Genomic DNA, 15,288 nt, shown 5'->3' with positions numbered 1-15,288 from the left:
GCGACGCGGAGAATCATGACCGCCATGCCGAAAGCGGGCGCAGAACGCCCGGCTGGCAAGTTTGGCGCAGGTTCCGTGCGGCATGGAATGATCTAAACTTGCGATTCTAGGACACAGCCATGAACGCGTCGCGAAGGCGGCGCGCTCTGCAACGTCTCACCTTTCTCGACGCACCGCCCGTCCCCCGAAACTGGATGACCGACACCGACGTTTTCGACCCAAAAAAGGCGCTCGCGCAGCTGCCGCATCTGCCGGGCGTGTATCGCTACTACGATGCGCAAGGTGCGGTCCTCTACGTGGGCAAGGCGCGCGACCTGAAAAAGCGCGTGTCGAGCTACTTCACCAAGACGCAGCTTTCGCCGCGCATCGCGATGATGGTCACGCGTATCGCGCGCATCGAAACCACGGTCACGCGTTCCGAGGCCGAGGCGCTGCTGCTTGAGAACAATCTCATCAAGGCGCTCACGCCGCGCTACAACATCCTTTTTCGCGACGACAAGTCGTATCCGTTTCTCAAGATCACCGGGCACAAGTTCCCGCGCATGGCGTACTACCGCGGCGCGGTGGATCGCAACAACCAGTACTTCGGGCCGTTTCCGAGCGCCTCGGCGGTGCGCGAGAGCATCCAGATCCTGCAGCGCGTATTCCAGTTGCGCACCTGCGAGGACTCGGTGTTCAACAACCGCACGCGGCCTTGCCTCCTGCATCAGATCGGGCGCTGCACGGCGCCTTGCGTGAGTGCGATCAGCGAAGAGGATTACGCGCGCGACGTGAACAACGCATCGCGTTTTTTGCTGGGCCGTCAGAACGAGGTGATGAAGGAGCTGGAGACGAAGATGCATGCGTTCGCCTCCGAACTGAAGTTCGAGCAGGCGGCGTCCGTGCGCAACCAGATGAGTTCGCTTTCGACGGTGTTGCACCAGCAGGCCATCGAAACGGGCAGCGAGAGCGACGTCGATATTCTTGCCGTGGTGGCGCTGGGCGGGCGCGTTTGCGTGAATCTCGCGATGGTGCGCGGCGGCCGGCATCTGGGCGACAAGGCTTATTTCCCCGCACACGTGGAGCGCGCGCTGACCGACGAGGAGGGCGGCGTCGCGGAGGAAATCGACAGCGAGACCGTGGTCGCGGCGAGCGCGCTGAAGTCGCTGCCAACGCTCGCGCGCAAGACGGTGGAGGATTACGTCGAGGAAGCGCAAGCGGCCGACGCACAAGACGATGCGGCGCTTGAAGCGGATCCGCTCGCCATCGCGGCCGAGCTTGCCGGCGACGACGACGACGACGTGGCAAGCGATGCCGAACCTGCTACGCCCGCGCTCGAGTCGCAAGCGGATTCGCGCAAGAAGCGCGAGATCGGCATCGAATCCGAAGTGCTCGACGCCTTTATCGCGCAGCACTACTTCGGCAACCGCGTGCCGCCCGTGCTGGTGTTGAGCCATCCGCCCGCGAACCGCGAACTCGTGGACGTACTCAGCGAGCAGGCAGGGCACAAGGTCACGGTGCTGCGCCAGCCGCAAGGTCAGAAGCGCGCATGGCTCGCGATGGCCGAACAGAACGCGCGGCTCGCGCTCGCGCGCCTGCTCTCCGAGCAGGGATCGCAGCAGGCCCGCACGCGCACGCTCGCGCAACTGCTCGGGCTCGAACTGGACGATCTCGCGCATCTGCGCATCGAGTGCTTCGACATCAGCCACACGATGGGCGAGGCGACGCAGGCCTCATGCGTGGTCTATCACCATCACAAGATGCAGTCGGCTGAATACCGGCGCTACAACATCACCGGCATCACGCCCGGCGACGACTACGCCGCCATGCGCCAGGTGCTCACGCGGCGCTACGAGAAGATGGTCGCGCAAGCGGCGCGCGCCGAAGCCGACGGATCTCAACCGCCCATGCCGCCGCCCGTACCGGCAGCCGATCCCGCCGACCCGGATGCCGCGTCGGAAGCCGTGGAGGCCAGCGAGGCAGTCGAAGCCCCGCCGCCCGGCGGCACGCTGCCCAACATCGTGCTGATCGACGGCGGCAAGGGGCAGGTCGAGATCGCGCGCCAGGTGTTCACCGAACTGGGTCTCGATCCGGCGATGCTGGTGGGCGTGGCGAAGGGCGAGGGCCGCAAGGTCGGCCTCGAAACGCTCGTGTTCGCCGATGGCCGCGCGCCGCTCGAACTCGGCAAGGAGAGCGCTGCGCTCATGCTCGTGGCGCAGATCCGCGACGAGGCGCACCGCTTCGCCATTACGGGCATGCGCGCGAAGCGCGGCAAAACGCGCCAGACTTCGCGTCTCGAAGAACTGGAGGGCGTGGGGGCGAAGCGTCGCCAGCGCCTGCTCGCGCGCTTTGGCGGCCTGCGCGGCGTGATGGCGGCGAGTGTGGAGGACCTGGCGAGCGTGGAGGGCATCTCGCGCTCGCTCGCCGAGCAGATCTACCAGCAGCTTCACTGACGCGGTGGCTTCGTTGGCCAGGTCCGGCCTGGCCTTTCCTTACGGTTGCTTGTGGCACGTGCGGCGACGCGGCACAATTGCATCTCCCATAATTGCATCTCCCCCGACAGATAGCGCCAGCCGATGCCGTTCAATATTCCGATTCTCCTGACCTGGCTGCGGATCCTGGCGATTCCGCTCGTGGTTGGCGTGTTCTATCTGCCGCAGACGATGCTTTCCCCGATGCAGCAGAACGTGTTGGCGATGCTGCTCTTCGTGCTGGCGGCGCTCACCGACTGGTTCGACGGTTTTCTCGCGCGCAAGTGGAATCAGACCTCCTCGTTCGGCGCATTTCTCGATCCGGTCGCGGACAAGCTCATGGTGACCGCGGCGCTGCTCGTGCTTGTGCATCTGCAGCGGCTCGACGCCGTGATCGCGCTCGTGATCGTCGGACGCGAGATCGCGATCTCGGCGCTGCGCGAGTGGATGGCGCAGATCGGCGCGTCGAAGAGCGTGGCCGTGAATTCGCTCGGCAAGTTCAAGACCGCGTGCCAGATGGTCGCGATTCCCATGCTGTTGTTCTACGCGCCGCTCACGCTCGGCGGCGTGACACTGTTCGATTCGCGCGTGTGGGGCGCGTGGCTCATCTACGTGGCGGCGTTCCTCACGATCTGGTCGATGCTCTACTACATGAAGCTAGCGTGGCCCCAGATCCGCGAAAGGGGGAGTTTGTGAGCGCTTTGCTGTGAATCCCTTGTGTCTTTTTCCAAAAAGATCACGCGAAGGGGTTGACACGATTCTGCGGGTTATACATAATCTCTCTTCTCCGCTGCACGACGAAGTAGCAAGCAAGCAGATGCGGTGGAGATCGCGGAAGATAAGCGGTAGTTAAGCAAAGTCTGAAGCAAATATGCGGGAGTAGCTCAGTTGGTAGAGCGCAACCTTGCCAAGGTTGAGGTCGCGAGTTCGAGCCTCGTCTCCCGCTCCAGAATTTACGGTGACGCGTTTTTTGCGGTAGGGAAAAACGCGGCGCCGAAGCAGTAAAAGTCGCAGTAAAGCAGGACATTTGCGGGAGTAGCTCAGTTGGTAGAGCGCAACCTTGCCAAGGTTGAGGTCGCGAGTTCGAGACTCGTCTCCCGCTCCAAATGCCAATGGGAAGCAGCGCTTCCCTTTTTGTTTGGCAGGCTTTGATCACAGCGTATCAAGCCTCAAACAAATCTGTCCGGTCGTTGTGGGCGCACGCAGTCTGCCTTCTGTTTGCCTCATTCCGGTCAGTCCGCTTCTGGCGCGATAGCAAAGCGGTTATGCAGCGGCCTGCAAAGCCGTGTAGGCCGGTTCGACTCCGGCTCGCGCCTCCAGATGCAAAACAAAAGCCACCTTCGGGTGGCTTTTGTTTTTTGCGCCCGCTTAGCTGCGCTTTTTAGCGAAGCGCTAAAGCATGTGGCGCAAAATAGCCGGGACCCTTCCTCTCCGGTTTCCCGACATGTCCATCGAACTCCCCGAAGACGCGCGCACCCAAGCGATCGCCTCCATCCAGCGCTATTTCGACGCCAACATGGAAGAGCCGATCGGCAACGTCGCGGCGGGCGCGCTGCTGGGCTTCTTTCTCGAAGAGATCGCGCCGGCGGTCTACAACAAGGCCGTTGCCGACGCGCAGGAGAGCATGCAGGCGCGCATCGTCGATCTCGACATCGATCTGCACGAGGAGCCCTTCCAGTACTGGCGCAAATACGAGCAACCGCGCCGGCGTAAGTGAGCGCTGCGCAGTGGCGGGTTTGTGACGCGCGCGGCGCGCGGCATAATCGTGGTCATTCACGATGTTTTGATGGAAATCACCGACCATGACCGTGCAGTCCACCGCCTTGCCGCTGCCCCAATTCGACTGGCAATGGAAAGCCTTTGATGCGCTCGACGCGCGCGAAGTCTACGCCATGCTCAAGCTGCGCTCCGACGCGTTCGTCGTCGAGCAGAACTGCGTATATGGCGATATCGACGGTCTCGACTTCGGCGCGTGGCATCTATTCGCATGGAGCGAGCAGGGCGGCGTGCGAGAGCTTGCGGGCTATTTGCGCGTGCTGCTGCCCGACGCGCAGGATGTCGACGTGCGCATCGGCCGCGTGGTGACGTCGCAAAACCACCGCGGCATCAAGCTCGGCAACGCGCTGCTCGAACGCGCCATCGTGCAGATCGACCGCCAATGGCCGGACGTCGCGATGCGTCTGCATGCCCAGGCGCATCTGCAGAAGTTCTACGGCGCGTACGGCTTCTCACCCGTCGGCGAGATTCACGACGAGGATGGCATTCCGCACGTGTGGATGCGTTCGGCTTGATTTGACGTTTGTCGCATGTTGCGCCGGAACGCGAGTGCTTTACGTACGTAGGGTGCGCCCTTCCTCTTCGCGCTCACTGTCCACCGGACGCATGCCGGAGCGCCGCTCCCGCTGCAAACGTCCGCGCGCGGACAGCCGCATCCAGTGGCGCAGCGCGACCAGCGCGCCGATCACGCTCATCATCGACCCCGGAATCCACAGCAGCAGCCCGCCGATCTGCTGGTCGCGCATGGGCGAGAGCCAGGTGAACGCGCGGCCGCAGATCGAATAAACCGGGTAGAGCTCGCGCGGCGTGAAGAAGATGAACGCGCCGAGCACGATCTGCGGTGGAATCGCCGCGATCACGACGAGCACACGCTTGCCCGGCGAGAGGCGCGCGGGCGGCGCGGGGCGCGAGTCGAGCACGAGCCACCAGAACAACAGCCCGTCGATCACCATGCTCCAGTTCATGACGCGGTAGAGACGCCAGTCGAGCATCGCGATGAAGTGGATCGGCGAAAAGAGCCAGAAGTAGATGAGCCCGACGAAGAGCCCAACCGCGACGACGGGATGCATGACGATGTCGAGCGCCACGCGCACGGGCCGCGCGGCGAGCGCGGGGCGCACGAAGCGCTGCCGCCACTTGAACGGAATGCCCGCGCGCAGCGCCGCGCCCGGGTAGGCGAGCGCGATGAAGAACGGCCCCAGATGGTGCAGCACAAGGTGCTGCGCGCGATGCATGAAGAACTCGTGCTCGAAGTAGTAGTCGAGACGCGTATGCAGCACGACGTAGAGCGCGCCAAGCCCGAACCAGAACGAGATCTGGCGTGCGAGCGACACCCGCGCGTGCCGCCTGCCGCGCACGAACAGCACCGCCGCGAGCAGGGTGCAGATCACTACGGTCGGCGAGGGCTCCCAGGGCTGGAGCCAGTAGAGCAGGGTCATCGCGAGCATGGCGGCGGCCTCATCGCGGATTCAATATGCTTGCGCGCGCAACCAATCTTGGGTGCGCGCGGTGGTATTGCTGCGGCCTTACTGTCCCGAGGGCGGCTTGACTGCGAACGGCGTGTCGAGCGTTTCGCCGTCCGAGAACTGCAGCTTCACGTTCACCGTGTCGCCGGGCGCGACCTTGTGCTTCGCCTTCTCCAGCATCAGGTGGTAGCCGCCCGGCGCGATCGCGAGCGTGCCGTGTGCGGGCACCGTCGCCTTATGCACCATGACCATCTTCTGCGTCGAGCCATTCGAGACCGTCTGATGCAGCATGACCATGCCGTAAGCGTCGCTCGATACACCCACGAGGTCGACCGGCTGGTCGCCATCGTTCTTGAGCGTCACGTAGCCCGCGGCCGGGAGGTCGTTGGGCAGCCAGCGCACCCATGCGTCCTGCGCGCTCAGTGCGCCAGCGGCGGCGTGTGCGGCGGGCGCGAAGGCGACGAGCGCACCGAAGGTGCTCAGCGCGCAGCCGAGCGAGACGGTGAGTGACTTGAGGTTCTTCGTCATAACGTTTCCTGTTGCGGTTGCTGTTGCATCAAAACCCGATGATTGGACCGGCGAGGCGGCGTGCGTTCACGCCGTGTCGTTTATGACGCGGCGCAGGTCATGCGCGATCGCGTCCGGCGTGTCGTGGTCGGTAGCGAGCAGGCGCGCATGGCCTTGCGCGTCGAACACATAGACGGCCGAGCTGTGCGTGACTTCGTAGCTGCCGTCGGGGTCGCGCTTTTCCATCTGGTAGGCCACGCGGTAACGCCGCGCGAGCGACTCGACTTGGGCGTCGGTGCCGGTCAGGCCGCGCGCATGCTGGGCGTCGAACGCGCCGACGTAGGCGTGTAGTGCCTGCGGCGTGTCGCGCCCCGGATCGACGCTGATGAAGAGTATCCGCACTTTGCCGGCATCGGGGCCGAGCTTCGCTATAACCTGCATCAGGCGCGCCATGGTTTCCGGACAGACGTCCGGGCAATGCGTGTAGCCGAAGTAGACGAGCGTCGTGCGTCCGCGAAAACTGGCGCCCGTCACGCTCTGGCCGTTGTCGGCCGTGAGCACGAAGTCGAGGTCGGGCAGATGGCCGCTGACGTTCGTGAGCTGCCACGGCTCGCCCGGGTGCGAGCACGCCACGAGCAGCGCCGCGCCAGCCATCACCGCCGAGTGCCGCAGGCTGCGCATGCCGCTGTGGAGGCGGCTGCGGAACGTGCGCTGCGTGGGCTCGAAGGTGGGGAACAAAGGCAATCTCGGCGACTCGATTGGATTAGGTTGGCCGCGCTCGCTCAGACTACCGGGCTCGGCTTGTCGCTGCGACTGTAGCAAAATTGGGTCCGCACGGTCGCGAGCGCCCCGGTCGTGCGGATCGCTCGCGTCGATATGCCGCATCATGGATTCGGGTCCGCGGATGCCTGCGCAGCCGGTCAGCCCCTTACTTTCTCGATAATCGATCCAAGGCGCGGTAAGATTCGCACACTTTCCCTGGGCGCAGCCCGGGGCCATACCCGGCCAGCAGGCCGATGGGTGAAAAGAACGCAATGCAAGCACTTCCGGCAGTCCTGCCGCCTGAACAGACGGCATTTTTCTTCGATTTCGACGGCACGCTCGTCGATCTCGCGCCCACGCCCGATGGCGTGCTCGTCCGTCCGGACATGCTCGCGCTGCTGCGCGAGTTGCGCCGCGCGACGCACGGCGCGGTGGCGATCGTCTCCGGGCGCGGCATCGAGAGCATCGACGGTTTTCTCGGCATGCCCGATCTGCCCGTGGCGGGCCTGCACGGCGCCGAGCGGCGCGACGCCAACGGTGACACGCAGCGTGTCGGCTTCAACGATCAGCGCTTGCTGCACATGGAGCAGGTGCTCGCGGAGGTGGTGCGTACGCATGCGGGCATGCTGCTCGAGATCAAGGGCGCGTCGCTCGCGCTGCACTACCGCAACGCCCCGGAGCATGAGGGCACCGCGCGCGCCGCGACCGAGCGCCTCGCCGCCGATTACGCCGACGCCTACGTGCTGCAACCCGGCAAGATGGTCTACGAAATCAAGCCGAAGGACGTCGACAAGGGCCGCGCGCTGCGCGCGTTTCTCGACGAGCCGCCGTTCGCGGGCCGCGGCCCGGTGTTCGCCGGCGACGACCTGACCGACGAGAAGGGCTTCGCCGTCGTCAACGCGCTGGGCGGGCTGTCGATCAAGGTCGGCGGCGGCGACACCATCGCGCAGACGCGTGTCGACTCGGTCGACGCGCTCATTGGCTGGCTCGCATCGCTCGTCGCGGGCATGCCGGGCGCCCGGTGACCGCGCGCATGCCTCGCTTCATTCCCCACGTAGATTGCCTGAGTTGCCCGAGGCGGGGCGCGGCCTCGCGGGCGCCACGTCTTCCCGATTTCCTGCACGGACCCCACCTCTCATGAGCCGATTGATCATCGTGTCGAACCGCGTCGCGCCGATTTCCGAAGGCGGTCCGGCCGCGGGCGGCCTCGCGGTGGGCGTGTATGACGCGCTCAAGGAAACCGGTGGCATGTGGTTCGGCTGGAGCGGGGACGTGCTCGCCTCCGGCCAGCCGCAGATCGCGCTCGAAGAGCGCGGGCCGGTGACCTTCGCCACCATCGGCCTGTTGCGGCGCGACTACGACCAGTACTACCGCGGTTTCTCGAATGCGACGCTCTGGCCCGCGTTCCATTACCGCGCCGATCTCGTCCAGTACGACCGCCACGAGTACGAGGGCTATAGCCGCGTGAACGCGTGGCTCGCGCAACAGCTCGTGCCGTTGCTGCGCGAAGACGACGTGATCTGGGTCCACGACTATCACCTCATTCCGTTCGCCCAGGCGTTGCGCGCGGCGGGTGTGAAGAACCGTATCGGCTTCTTCCTGCACATTCCGTTTCCGGCCTCGCAGGTGCTGCTGGCGGTGCCGCCGCATCGCGAGCTGGTTCAGGCGCTGTGCGCGTTCGACCTGCTCGGCTTCCAGACCAAGCCCGATCTGCGCGCTTTCTGCGACTACATCGTGAACGAGGCGGGGGGCACGACTGCGATGCAGCCGGACGGCCTCACGCGCATCGAAGCGTTCGGGCAGACGCTCTGCGCGGGCGATTACCCGATCGGCGTCTATCCCGATGAGATCGCGGAGCTCGCGAGGGCCGGCGAGCGCGGCAAGCCGGTGCGCACGCTCAAGTCCACGCTGCACGGGCGCAAGGTCATCATGAGCGTGGACCGCCTCGACTACTCGAAGGGGCTCGTGGAGCGCTTTCGCGCCTTCGAGCGCCTGCTCGACCACGCGCCGGCGCAGCGCAACAAGGTCTCGTTCGTGCAGATCGCGCCGCCCACGCGCGCCGACCTGCATGCCTATCAGGACATCCGGCTGCGCCTCGAGGCGGAGTCGGGGCGCATCAACGGCCGTTACGCGGAACTCGACTGGACGCCGATCTGGTACATCCACCGCCAGTACGAACGGGCGGTGCTGGCCGCGCTGTTCCGGGCGTCGAACGTCGGCTACGTCACGCCGCTGCGCGACGGCATGAACCTCGTCGCCAAGGAATACGTGTCGGCGCAGGATCCCGATGATCCGGGCGTGCTCGTGCTCTCGTGCTTCGCCGGCGCGGCGCAGGAGCTTTCGGGCGCGCTGATCGTCAATCCGCTCGATATCGACGGCATGGCCGACGCGCTGGGCACCGCGCTTTCCATGCCGCTTGCCGAGCGCCTCGCGCGCTATCAGGACATGATGGCCCAGTTGCGCGAGAACAATGTCTCGGTCTGGCGCGATCGCTTCATGCGCGATCTCGGCCAGGTCAGCGTGCGGCAAGGCGTGAGCTTGCCGCCGCTCGAGCGAGCGCAGGGCTGAGCACTCGCGCCTCGCGCACGAGGGCGAGAGCGCAAAAAAGCCGCTTCAGTCGATGCACTGAAGCGGCTTTTTTGCGTCTGGGAGTCTGGGGCAAAGCGCAACGGGCGAGGCGCCCGCTGCGCGCTGTCAGGCCACGTGCTTTTCGTCGGCCTTCTTGCTGCCCAGATGCAGCGTGGACTGCTTGCCGTACTGCTTGGCGAGAAGGTCGCGGTAGAGGCCCGGACGGTTGCGCAGCTCTTCCGGAGTGCCGTCGTCGATCACCTTGCCCGCACTCATCACGATGATGCGGTCGAAGTTGTTGAGCGTGGAGAGGCGGTGCGCGATCGCGATCACCGTGCGGCCCACCATCAGCCGGTCGAGCGCCTGCTGGATGGCCTCTTCGGACGCGCTGTCGAGCGCCGATGTGGCTTCGTCGAGCAGCAGGATCGGCGAATTCTTGAGAATGGCGCGCGCGATCGCAATGCGCTGGCGCTGGCCGCCCGACAGCTTCACGCCGCGGTCGCCCACGATCGTGTCGTAGCCCTCGGGCATCGCCTCGATGAATTCGGCGCAGCGCGCCTCGCGGGCCGCGGCGAACACTTCCTCGCGGCTGGCCTCGGGGCGGCCGTAGGCGATGTTTTCGTAGATCGAGCGGTGCAGGAGCGAGATGTCCTGCGGTACGAGCGCGATGGCATGGCGCAGGCTGTCCTGGGTGACCTGCGCGATGTTCTGGCCGTCGATCTTGATGGCGCCGCCCTGGGCGTCGTAGAAGTGCTGCAGCAGCGCGAGCACCGTGGTCTTGCCCGCGCCCGATTTGCCGATCAGGCCCACGCGCTGGCCGGCCTCGATGCGCAGGTCGAAATGGTCGAGGATCGCCTTGCGGTGCGGATACGCGAAGGTCACGCCCTCGAAATCGACGCGGCCGCCCTGGGCCACGAGCTCTTTGGCGTCGTCGCGGTCGGGCATGCCGTGCGGCTCCAGCAGCGTCTGCACAGCCTCGGCGAGGCGTGCCACGTGCTGGGTGACGTCCACGAGCGCCACGGCCAGGTCGCGCGTGCCGTGCAGGATCGTGAAGCCGAGCGAGCTGACCAGCACGATGTCGCCCGACGTCGCCTTGCCCTGATCCCAGAGCCACAGCGCCCAGCCGAGCAGGCCGGCGGACAGCATGGCCGTGATCACGGCGTGCAGCAGACGCAGCTTTTCGAGGTAGAGCAGGCTCGAGCGGCGCGCGTCGAGTTCGGCCTTGACCGTCGAGCCGAAGCGCTTTTGCTCGCGGAACGTCATGCCGAAGGCACGCACGAGCGCCATGTTCCCGATCACGTCGACGAGCTCGCCATCCACCGCGGCCGCTTTCGAGGCGAAGGTATGGTGGCGCGACGAGCCGAGCCCGGCCAGCTTGAAGAGGATCACCGAAAGGATCGCCGAGCAGATCAGGAGGCCCGCCGCCATGAGCGGATTGACCGCGATGATCATGACGATCGCGCCGGCCACGGCGATACAGGGCGGCAGCACGTTCCAGGCGGTGGTGTTCTCGGCCGTGTAGACGGCGTTCGACGTCGCGGTGATGCGGCTGGCGAGCGTGCCGGGCTGCTTTTCGGCGTAGTAGGTGGGCGAGTGTCCGCTCAGATACTGGAAGAGGTCGCGCCGCAAGTCGCCAGTCACGGTGACGAAGGTGTGCGCCGCGAACCAGCCGCCGACCCGCCAGAGCAGGTTGTCGGCGGCGATCAGGCCGACGAGGATCGCGAACGCGGTCCACAGCGGGCCCGGATGATGGCGTCCCGCTCCGAGCACGTCGATCAGATGCTTGATGGCGTACTGCGACGCAAGCGCGCAGCCGACGGCCGCGAACACGCTGGCGAGCACGACGGCGTGGGAGAACGGATGGCGCTTGATGTAGAGGAAAAGGAACGCGAGCGGCCGCCGCGCATAGCTCGCGAGCTTTGCGTTGTGGGCGTTACGCTGTGCGATGGTCAGATGTTCCAATTGATCGGGCGGTCGGTCTGACGGAACTTCGTCCGTGCAAGTTCAAAGAAAGATAGCTGGCGCTGAGGCGACGAACGGCTTCGGGCGCGCGGCAACGAAGGCGGACTTACCGCATTGTAAACACCCCATGCGCCTCGCGCACCGCCTGTGCCCGGCGGACGCGCATCATATCGCGACACGATAGCGCGGGATACAGATTGGCGGCACGTTGTTGCAGCGGAGGTTCAACAGGAATCCCGGACCGTTTTAGAGATAGGTGTTTTAGAGATAGAATTACGGATTGCATTCGGAAAAGCGCTGTGCTCGCTCGCAACACGCTGTCCGCCGGTTGCGAACCAGGAAACGAGCGGATCGACTGATGCACACAAGTGCCGCGACAGTCGCGCGCAGTTGCTTCCCGCAGCGCAGTACCCAATCTAGAACTCTCTTGGAAAACAAAGGGTTGCGGAGTGTTTCCGGTTTGTAACAACGTAAAGACTTTGAAATGATTTAGCCGGTATTTACCCTGGACCGGGATAATGCCGACTCGGACGGCGTAGGGAATTTGACAGCTTCTATGTCAACGGCCGCGAACCCTGCGCGTTTACCGCCTGAACCGCCGCGTGTGCGCTCTCTTGCCGCTTCACAAACTGCGACGGGTCTGTGTCCGGATGTCCGGCGCGGTTAGCGGTACGGAACGCCTGTAAGGCGCGTGGCGACAAGGAAGCCGCAGCCTGCATAGGTCGATTGTCAAATTTGCAGTCTATTGCCCGATTTATTACGAGGAAGGAGTTCACCACTATGCGAATCGCTCAAATCGCTCCGTTGCACGAGGCGGTTCCTCCCAAGCTGTACGGCGGCACGGAACGGGTGGTCTCCTACCTGACCGAAGCGCTGGTCGAACAGGGCCACGATGTCACGCTGTTCGCCAGCGGCGATTCGATCACCTCGGCAAAGCTCGAAGCGTTTTGGCCGCAGGCACTGCGCCTCGACCCCACGATTCGCGACGTGATGGCTCCGCACATGCTGCTGCTCGAAGAAGTTCGCCGCCGCGCGGACGAGTTCGACGTGCTGCACTTCCACATCGACTACTACCCGTTCTCGCTGTTCCAGCGCCAGCCGGTGCCGTTCGTCACGACCATGCACGGCCGTCTGGACCTGCCGGAACTGCAGCCGGTGTTTAGCGCGTTCAACGACGTGCCGGTGGTTTCGATCTCGGACAACCAGCGCATTCCGCTGCAGCAAGCCAATTGGCAGCAGACCGTATACCACGGCCTGCCGGAAGACGTGCTCACGCCGATTCCGAACGTCGAGCCCGGTTACCTCGCATTCCTCGGCCGCGTCTCGCCGGAGAAGGGCCTTGACCGCGCGATTCGCATCGCCGGCCAGGCAGGCATGAAGCTCAAGGTCGCCGCCAAGATCGACAAGGCCGACCGCGCCTACTACGAAGAAGTCATCAAGCCGCTGATGGCGTTGCCGCATGTCGAGTACATCGGCGAAATCGGCGAGCACGAAAAGCGTGAGTTCCTTGGCAATGCGCATGCACTGGTGTTCCCGATCGACTGGCCGGAGCCCTTCGGCCTCGTCATGATCGAAGCCATGGCCTGCGGTACGCCGGTCATCGCGTTCAAGCGCGGCTCGGTGCCGGAAGTCATCGAGAATGGTGTGTCGGGCTTCGTCGTGGAAGACGAAATCAGCGCAGCCGCGGCGGTCAAGCGTCTGTCGACGCTGTCGCGCGAGAAGGTGCGCGCCGCGTTCGAGGCACGCTTCTCGTCGAAGGTGATGGCACGCAACTACGTGGCTGTGTACGAAGAACTGCTGCGCCAGAAGCATCGCACCGTGCTGCGCGAAGTCAACGCCGGCTAAGGTACGTACTGAAAACGGACGCGCTTCGGCGCGCCCGGCTTGCCCGCTTTTCCCCAACGCCCCGGTGCCCGTGCACCGGGGCGTTGTCACATTCGCGGCGGCGACGAGTGAGGCGCACGCTTAATGTCCCTATAATGGCCGTGCCGTAAAATCCGGCGCCCACGAAAGCGTGCTTTGCATGGGACCAGAGTAACGCCTTAAAGCGCGAACTCTGGTCGACAGAGGAGAAGACCCTTGGCCAGAACCCGACCGACGCCCACGGCCGCCGTACCCGGTGCCGGGACGCTTTTCGCGCTGCGCGCGATCGGGCTCGTGATCCTCGCGCGCTGGCTGCACTCCATGGCGCAAATGAATTTCATCGCCGCGCTAGAGGGGATGGCGTCGTCGCCGGCGGCGAGCCTGAATCTCGTCTTCCTGTTTCTGCTGATTGTGCTGCCGGGCGCCAGGGCGCGTGTCGAGCGGCCGTTTCACCCGCTGCCGCAGTGGCTGCGCCAGGCGCTGCGCTTTTTCGGCGTGCTCGGCTTTTTGTTCGCGCTCGGCTCGATCGGCGTGTTCGTCTGGACCGCCGGCTGGCGGCGCACCTTCCACGCCGTGGCCGACACCAACGGCTGGCTCGTTGCCGCGCCCGCGCTCTATGCCGCCGTGGTCTGGATCTGCCGGCCGCGCGCGCTCTGGCGCAGCAACTTCGCGGCGCGGCGCTTCGCGATCGGGCGCTTCGCCGTTTCGATCGATGCCGCGACGCGTACGACGGTCGTCTGGCAGGAGAGCCGCAAGGTCGGCCAGTACGATGCCCGCGAGTTGTCGGTGCGCTGGCTCTCCGGTGCGCCGCAGGGCGACGCAGTTGCGTCCGGACCCGCGCTCTTGCCCGCGCCGGTGCAGACCGACGATCCTGCGTCCGCGGCTGGCGTTACCGAACCGGTTGCTGCTGCGGATTTCGCGGATTCTGCGGATTCCACCGCGGCGCCGGGGGGCGGCCAGTCTGCGGCCACGCCTGAGCCGGGCGCGCCCGCTGCGCAACGGCCGGTATCGGCACGGTCGGCTGTGGCGCCTGAGGGCAAGCCCGCGCGCCGGGCAAAGATCGAATTGCTCTGGGATTCGCCTGCTGCGGCGGGCCACAACCGTCAGACTGTGTTTCGCGTGGGGCTCGCCGCCGAAGGCGACCGCACGGCTGCACGCGCCCTCGACGCCGCGCTGAAGCAGGTCTGACGCCCGGTCGGTGACCTGCGGCCCGGCCGCATTGCGCCATGTCCGCGCTTGAGCCGCTTTACCATTGCTTGCCGTTCCTGTCGTCCACTCGAAGGAGTTGCAATGCTGATACGCTGGTTGCTCGCCGCCGTTCATCTGCTTGCCTTCGGCTTCGCGCTCGCTTCGATCCTGCGGCGCACGCGCGGCCTGCGCCGCTGCACTTCCACCGAAGACCTGCCGATGATCTTCAGCGCCGACAACGGCTGGGGCGGCTCCGCGGTGGTCCTGATTGTGACTGGCGCAATGCGTGCGTTCGGCGGTTTCGAGAAGGGCGCACCGTACTACCTCCACGAACCGCTCTTTCTCGTGAAGATGAGCGCGCTCGTGCTGATCCTTCTGCTCGAAATCGCACCCATGATGGCGCTGCTGCGCTGGCGCCTCGCCGTGCGGCGCGGCGACGTGCCGGATCTCACCGGCGCGCCGAAATACGCACGCATCGGCAGATGGCAGACGCTGCTGCTCGTCGTGATGGTGGTCGCGGCCACGGGCATGGCGCGCGGCGTCGGTCTCGACACCGGCGGCGAGTAGGGCGCGCTCAGGTCGCTTCCTCAGGCGTGCCGCCGCGGCACACCTTGCCATAGCTTGCCCATGCTGCCATCTCCTTCGATTATTTGATTCGGATTGCTTACAGTGTAACTGCGGCGTCGCCCACGCCCTCGGCTGCCAGGCACAACGCAAGGACGCGACCGGATGTTTCGCGCAAAGTC

13 protein-coding genes and 3 tRNA genes are annotated in these 15,288 nt (G+C 65.3%); 12 read left to right on the top strand and 4 right to left on the bottom strand.

Annotated elements, in window-relative coordinates; all coding sequences use genetic code 11:
- Nucleotides 1-194: 194 nt before the first annotated feature.
- From uvrC to M3I54_RS06600, 7 genes are all read left to right on the top strand, one after another.
- Nucleotides 195-2,432: an excinuclease ABC subunit UvrC gene (uvrC, locus tag M3I54_RS06630; protein WP_254334037.1), complete on the top strand. Its 2,238-nt coding sequence runs from the start codon at nt 195-197 to the stop codon at nt 2,430-2,432.
- A gap of 123 nt (nt 2,433-2,555) precedes the next feature.
- Nucleotides 2,556-3,146, top strand: a complete 591-nt coding sequence (gene pgsA / locus M3I54_RS06625) for a CDP-diacylglycerol--glycerol-3-phosphate 3-phosphatidyltransferase (protein ID WP_042261239.1) — start codon at nt 2,556-2,558, stop codon at nt 3,144-3,146.
- Between the two features lie 177 nt (nt 3,147-3,323).
- A tRNA-Gly gene (locus tag M3I54_RS06620) sits at nt 3,324-3,399 on the top strand.
- A gap of 80 nt (nt 3,400-3,479) precedes the next feature.
- Nucleotides 3,480-3,555 (top strand) — tRNA-Gly (locus M3I54_RS06615).
- A gap of 140 nt (nt 3,556-3,695) precedes the next feature.
- Nucleotides 3,696-3,769: transfer RNA gene (locus M3I54_RS06610), tRNA-Cys, on the top strand.
- Nucleotides 3,770-3,894: 125 nt separating this feature from the next.
- Nucleotides 3,895-4,167, top strand: a complete 273-nt coding sequence (locus M3I54_RS06605; protein WP_254334035.1) for a DUF2164 domain-containing protein — start codon at nt 3,895-3,897, stop codon at nt 4,165-4,167.
- An 85-nt stretch (nt 4,168-4,252) separates the two neighbouring features.
- On the top strand, nt 4,253-4,741 hold the full coding sequence (locus tag M3I54_RS06600) for a GNAT family N-acetyltransferase (RefSeq protein ID WP_254334033.1): 489 nt from the start codon (nt 4,253-4,255) through the stop codon (nt 4,739-4,741).
- A gap of 39 nt (nt 4,742-4,780) precedes the next feature.
- On the opposite strand, the gene M3I54_RS06595 is transcribed toward M3I54_RS06600, so the two are convergent.
- From M3I54_RS06595 to M3I54_RS06585, 3 genes are all read right to left on the bottom strand, one after another.
- Entirely contained in the window at nt 4,781-5,665 is an 885-nt protein-coding gene (locus M3I54_RS06595) for a cytochrome c oxidase assembly protein (RefSeq protein ID WP_254334156.1), read from the bottom strand.
- 87 nt (nt 5,666-5,752) lie between these two features.
- On the bottom strand, nt 5,753-6,220 hold the full coding sequence (locus M3I54_RS06590; RefSeq protein WP_254334031.1) for a copper chaperone PCu(A)C: 468 nt from the start codon (nt 6,218-6,220) through the stop codon (nt 5,753-5,755).
- Nucleotides 6,221-6,286: 66 nt separating this feature from the next.
- Nucleotides 6,287-6,853 (bottom strand): SCO family protein, encoded by a 567-nt coding sequence (locus M3I54_RS06585; protein ID WP_254334155.1) that lies wholly within the window; start codon nt 6,851-6,853, stop codon nt 6,287-6,289.
- 380 nt (nt 6,854-7,233) lie between these two features.
- On the opposite strand from M3I54_RS06585, the gene otsB reads away from it, so the two are divergent.
- Both otsB and otsA read left to right on the top strand, forming a co-directional pair.
- Nucleotides 7,234-7,986, top strand: a complete 753-nt coding sequence (gene otsB / locus M3I54_RS06580) for a trehalose-phosphatase (protein ID WP_254334029.1) — start codon at nt 7,234-7,236, stop codon at nt 7,984-7,986.
- A gap of 112 nt (nt 7,987-8,098) precedes the next feature.
- Entirely contained in the window at nt 8,099-9,529 is a 1,431-nt protein-coding gene (gene otsA / locus M3I54_RS06575) for an alpha,alpha-trehalose-phosphate synthase (UDP-forming) (protein ID WP_254334028.1), read from the top strand.
- Nucleotides 9,530-9,655: 126 nt separating this feature from the next.
- Here otsA and M3I54_RS06570 read toward each other — a convergent pair whose 3' ends face one another.
- Nucleotides 9,656-11,491 (bottom strand): ABC transporter ATP-binding protein, encoded by a 1,836-nt coding sequence (locus tag M3I54_RS06570; RefSeq protein WP_254334027.1) that lies wholly within the window; start codon nt 11,489-11,491, stop codon nt 9,656-9,658.
- A 780-nt stretch (nt 11,492-12,271) separates the two neighbouring features.
- Here M3I54_RS06570 and M3I54_RS06565 point away from each other — a divergent pair.
- The 3 genes from M3I54_RS06565 (at nt 12,272) to M3I54_RS06555 (ending at nt 15,109) form a co-directional block, all read left to right on the top strand.
- Nucleotides 12,272-13,336: a glycosyltransferase family 4 protein gene (locus tag M3I54_RS06565; RefSeq protein WP_254334026.1), complete on the top strand. Its 1,065-nt coding sequence runs from the start codon at nt 12,272-12,274 to the stop codon at nt 13,334-13,336.
- 234 nt (nt 13,337-13,570) lie between these two features.
- On the top strand, nt 13,571-14,542 hold the full coding sequence (locus M3I54_RS06560) for a hypothetical protein (protein WP_254334025.1): 972 nt from the start codon (nt 13,571-13,573) through the stop codon (nt 14,540-14,542).
- 102 nt (nt 14,543-14,644) lie between these two features.
- Nucleotides 14,645-15,109 (top strand): DUF2214 family protein, encoded by a 465-nt coding sequence (locus M3I54_RS06555; protein WP_254334024.1) that lies wholly within the window; start codon nt 14,645-14,647, stop codon nt 15,107-15,109.
- The last annotated feature ends 179 nt before the right edge of the window (nt 15,110-15,288 follow it).

The sequence above is a fragment of the Paraburkholderia sp. CNPSo 3274 genome (assembly GCF_024206475.1).
Taxonomy (GTDB): domain Bacteria; phylum Pseudomonadota; class Gammaproteobacteria; order Burkholderiales; family Burkholderiaceae; genus Paraburkholderia.
The sequence above is the reverse complement of the archived record's forward strand: the minus strand, read 5'-3'. Positions and strand labels throughout refer to the sequence as shown.

What these genes read in the sequence shown, in the direction of transcription:
- M3I54_RS06565 (WP_254334026.1), top strand. Translation starts at nt 12,272, where the DNA reads ATGCGAATCGCTCAAATCGCTCCGTTGCACGAGGCGGTTCCTCCCAAG.
- uvrC (WP_254334037.1), top strand. Translation starts at nt 195, where the DNA reads ATGACCGACACCGACGTTTTCGACCCAAAAAAGGCGCTCGCGCAGCTG.
- M3I54_RS06605 (WP_254334035.1), top strand. Translation starts at nt 3,895, where the DNA reads ATGTCCATCGAACTCCCCGAAGACGCGCGCACCCAAGCGATCGCCTCC.
- M3I54_RS06595 (WP_254334156.1), bottom strand. Translation starts at nt 5,665, where the DNA reads ATGACCCTGCTCTACTGGCTCCAGCCCTGGGAGCCCTCGCCGACCGTA.
- M3I54_RS06555 (WP_254334024.1), top strand. Translation starts at nt 14,645, where the DNA reads ATGCTGATACGCTGGTTGCTCGCCGCCGTTCATCTGCTTGCCTTCGGC.
- M3I54_RS06585 (WP_254334155.1), bottom strand. Translation starts at nt 6,853, where the DNA reads ATGGCTGGCGCGGCGCTGCTCGTGGCGTGCTCGCACCCGGGCGAGCCG.
- M3I54_RS06600 (WP_254334033.1), top strand. Translation starts at nt 4,253, where the DNA reads ATGACCGTGCAGTCCACCGCCTTGCCGCTGCCCCAATTCGACTGGCAA.
- M3I54_RS06590 (WP_254334031.1), bottom strand. Translation starts at nt 6,220, where the DNA reads ATGACGAAGAACCTCAAGTCACTCACCGTCTCGCTCGGCTGCGCGCTG.
- otsB (WP_254334029.1), top strand. Translation starts at nt 7,234, where the DNA reads ATGCAAGCACTTCCGGCAGTCCTGCCGCCTGAACAGACGGCATTTTTC.
- otsA (WP_254334028.1), top strand. Translation starts at nt 8,099, where the DNA reads ATGAGCCGATTGATCATCGTGTCGAACCGCGTCGCGCCGATTTCCGAA.
- pgsA (WP_042261239.1), top strand. Translation starts at nt 2,556, where the DNA reads ATGCCGTTCAATATTCCGATTCTCCTGACCTGGCTGCGGATCCTGGCG.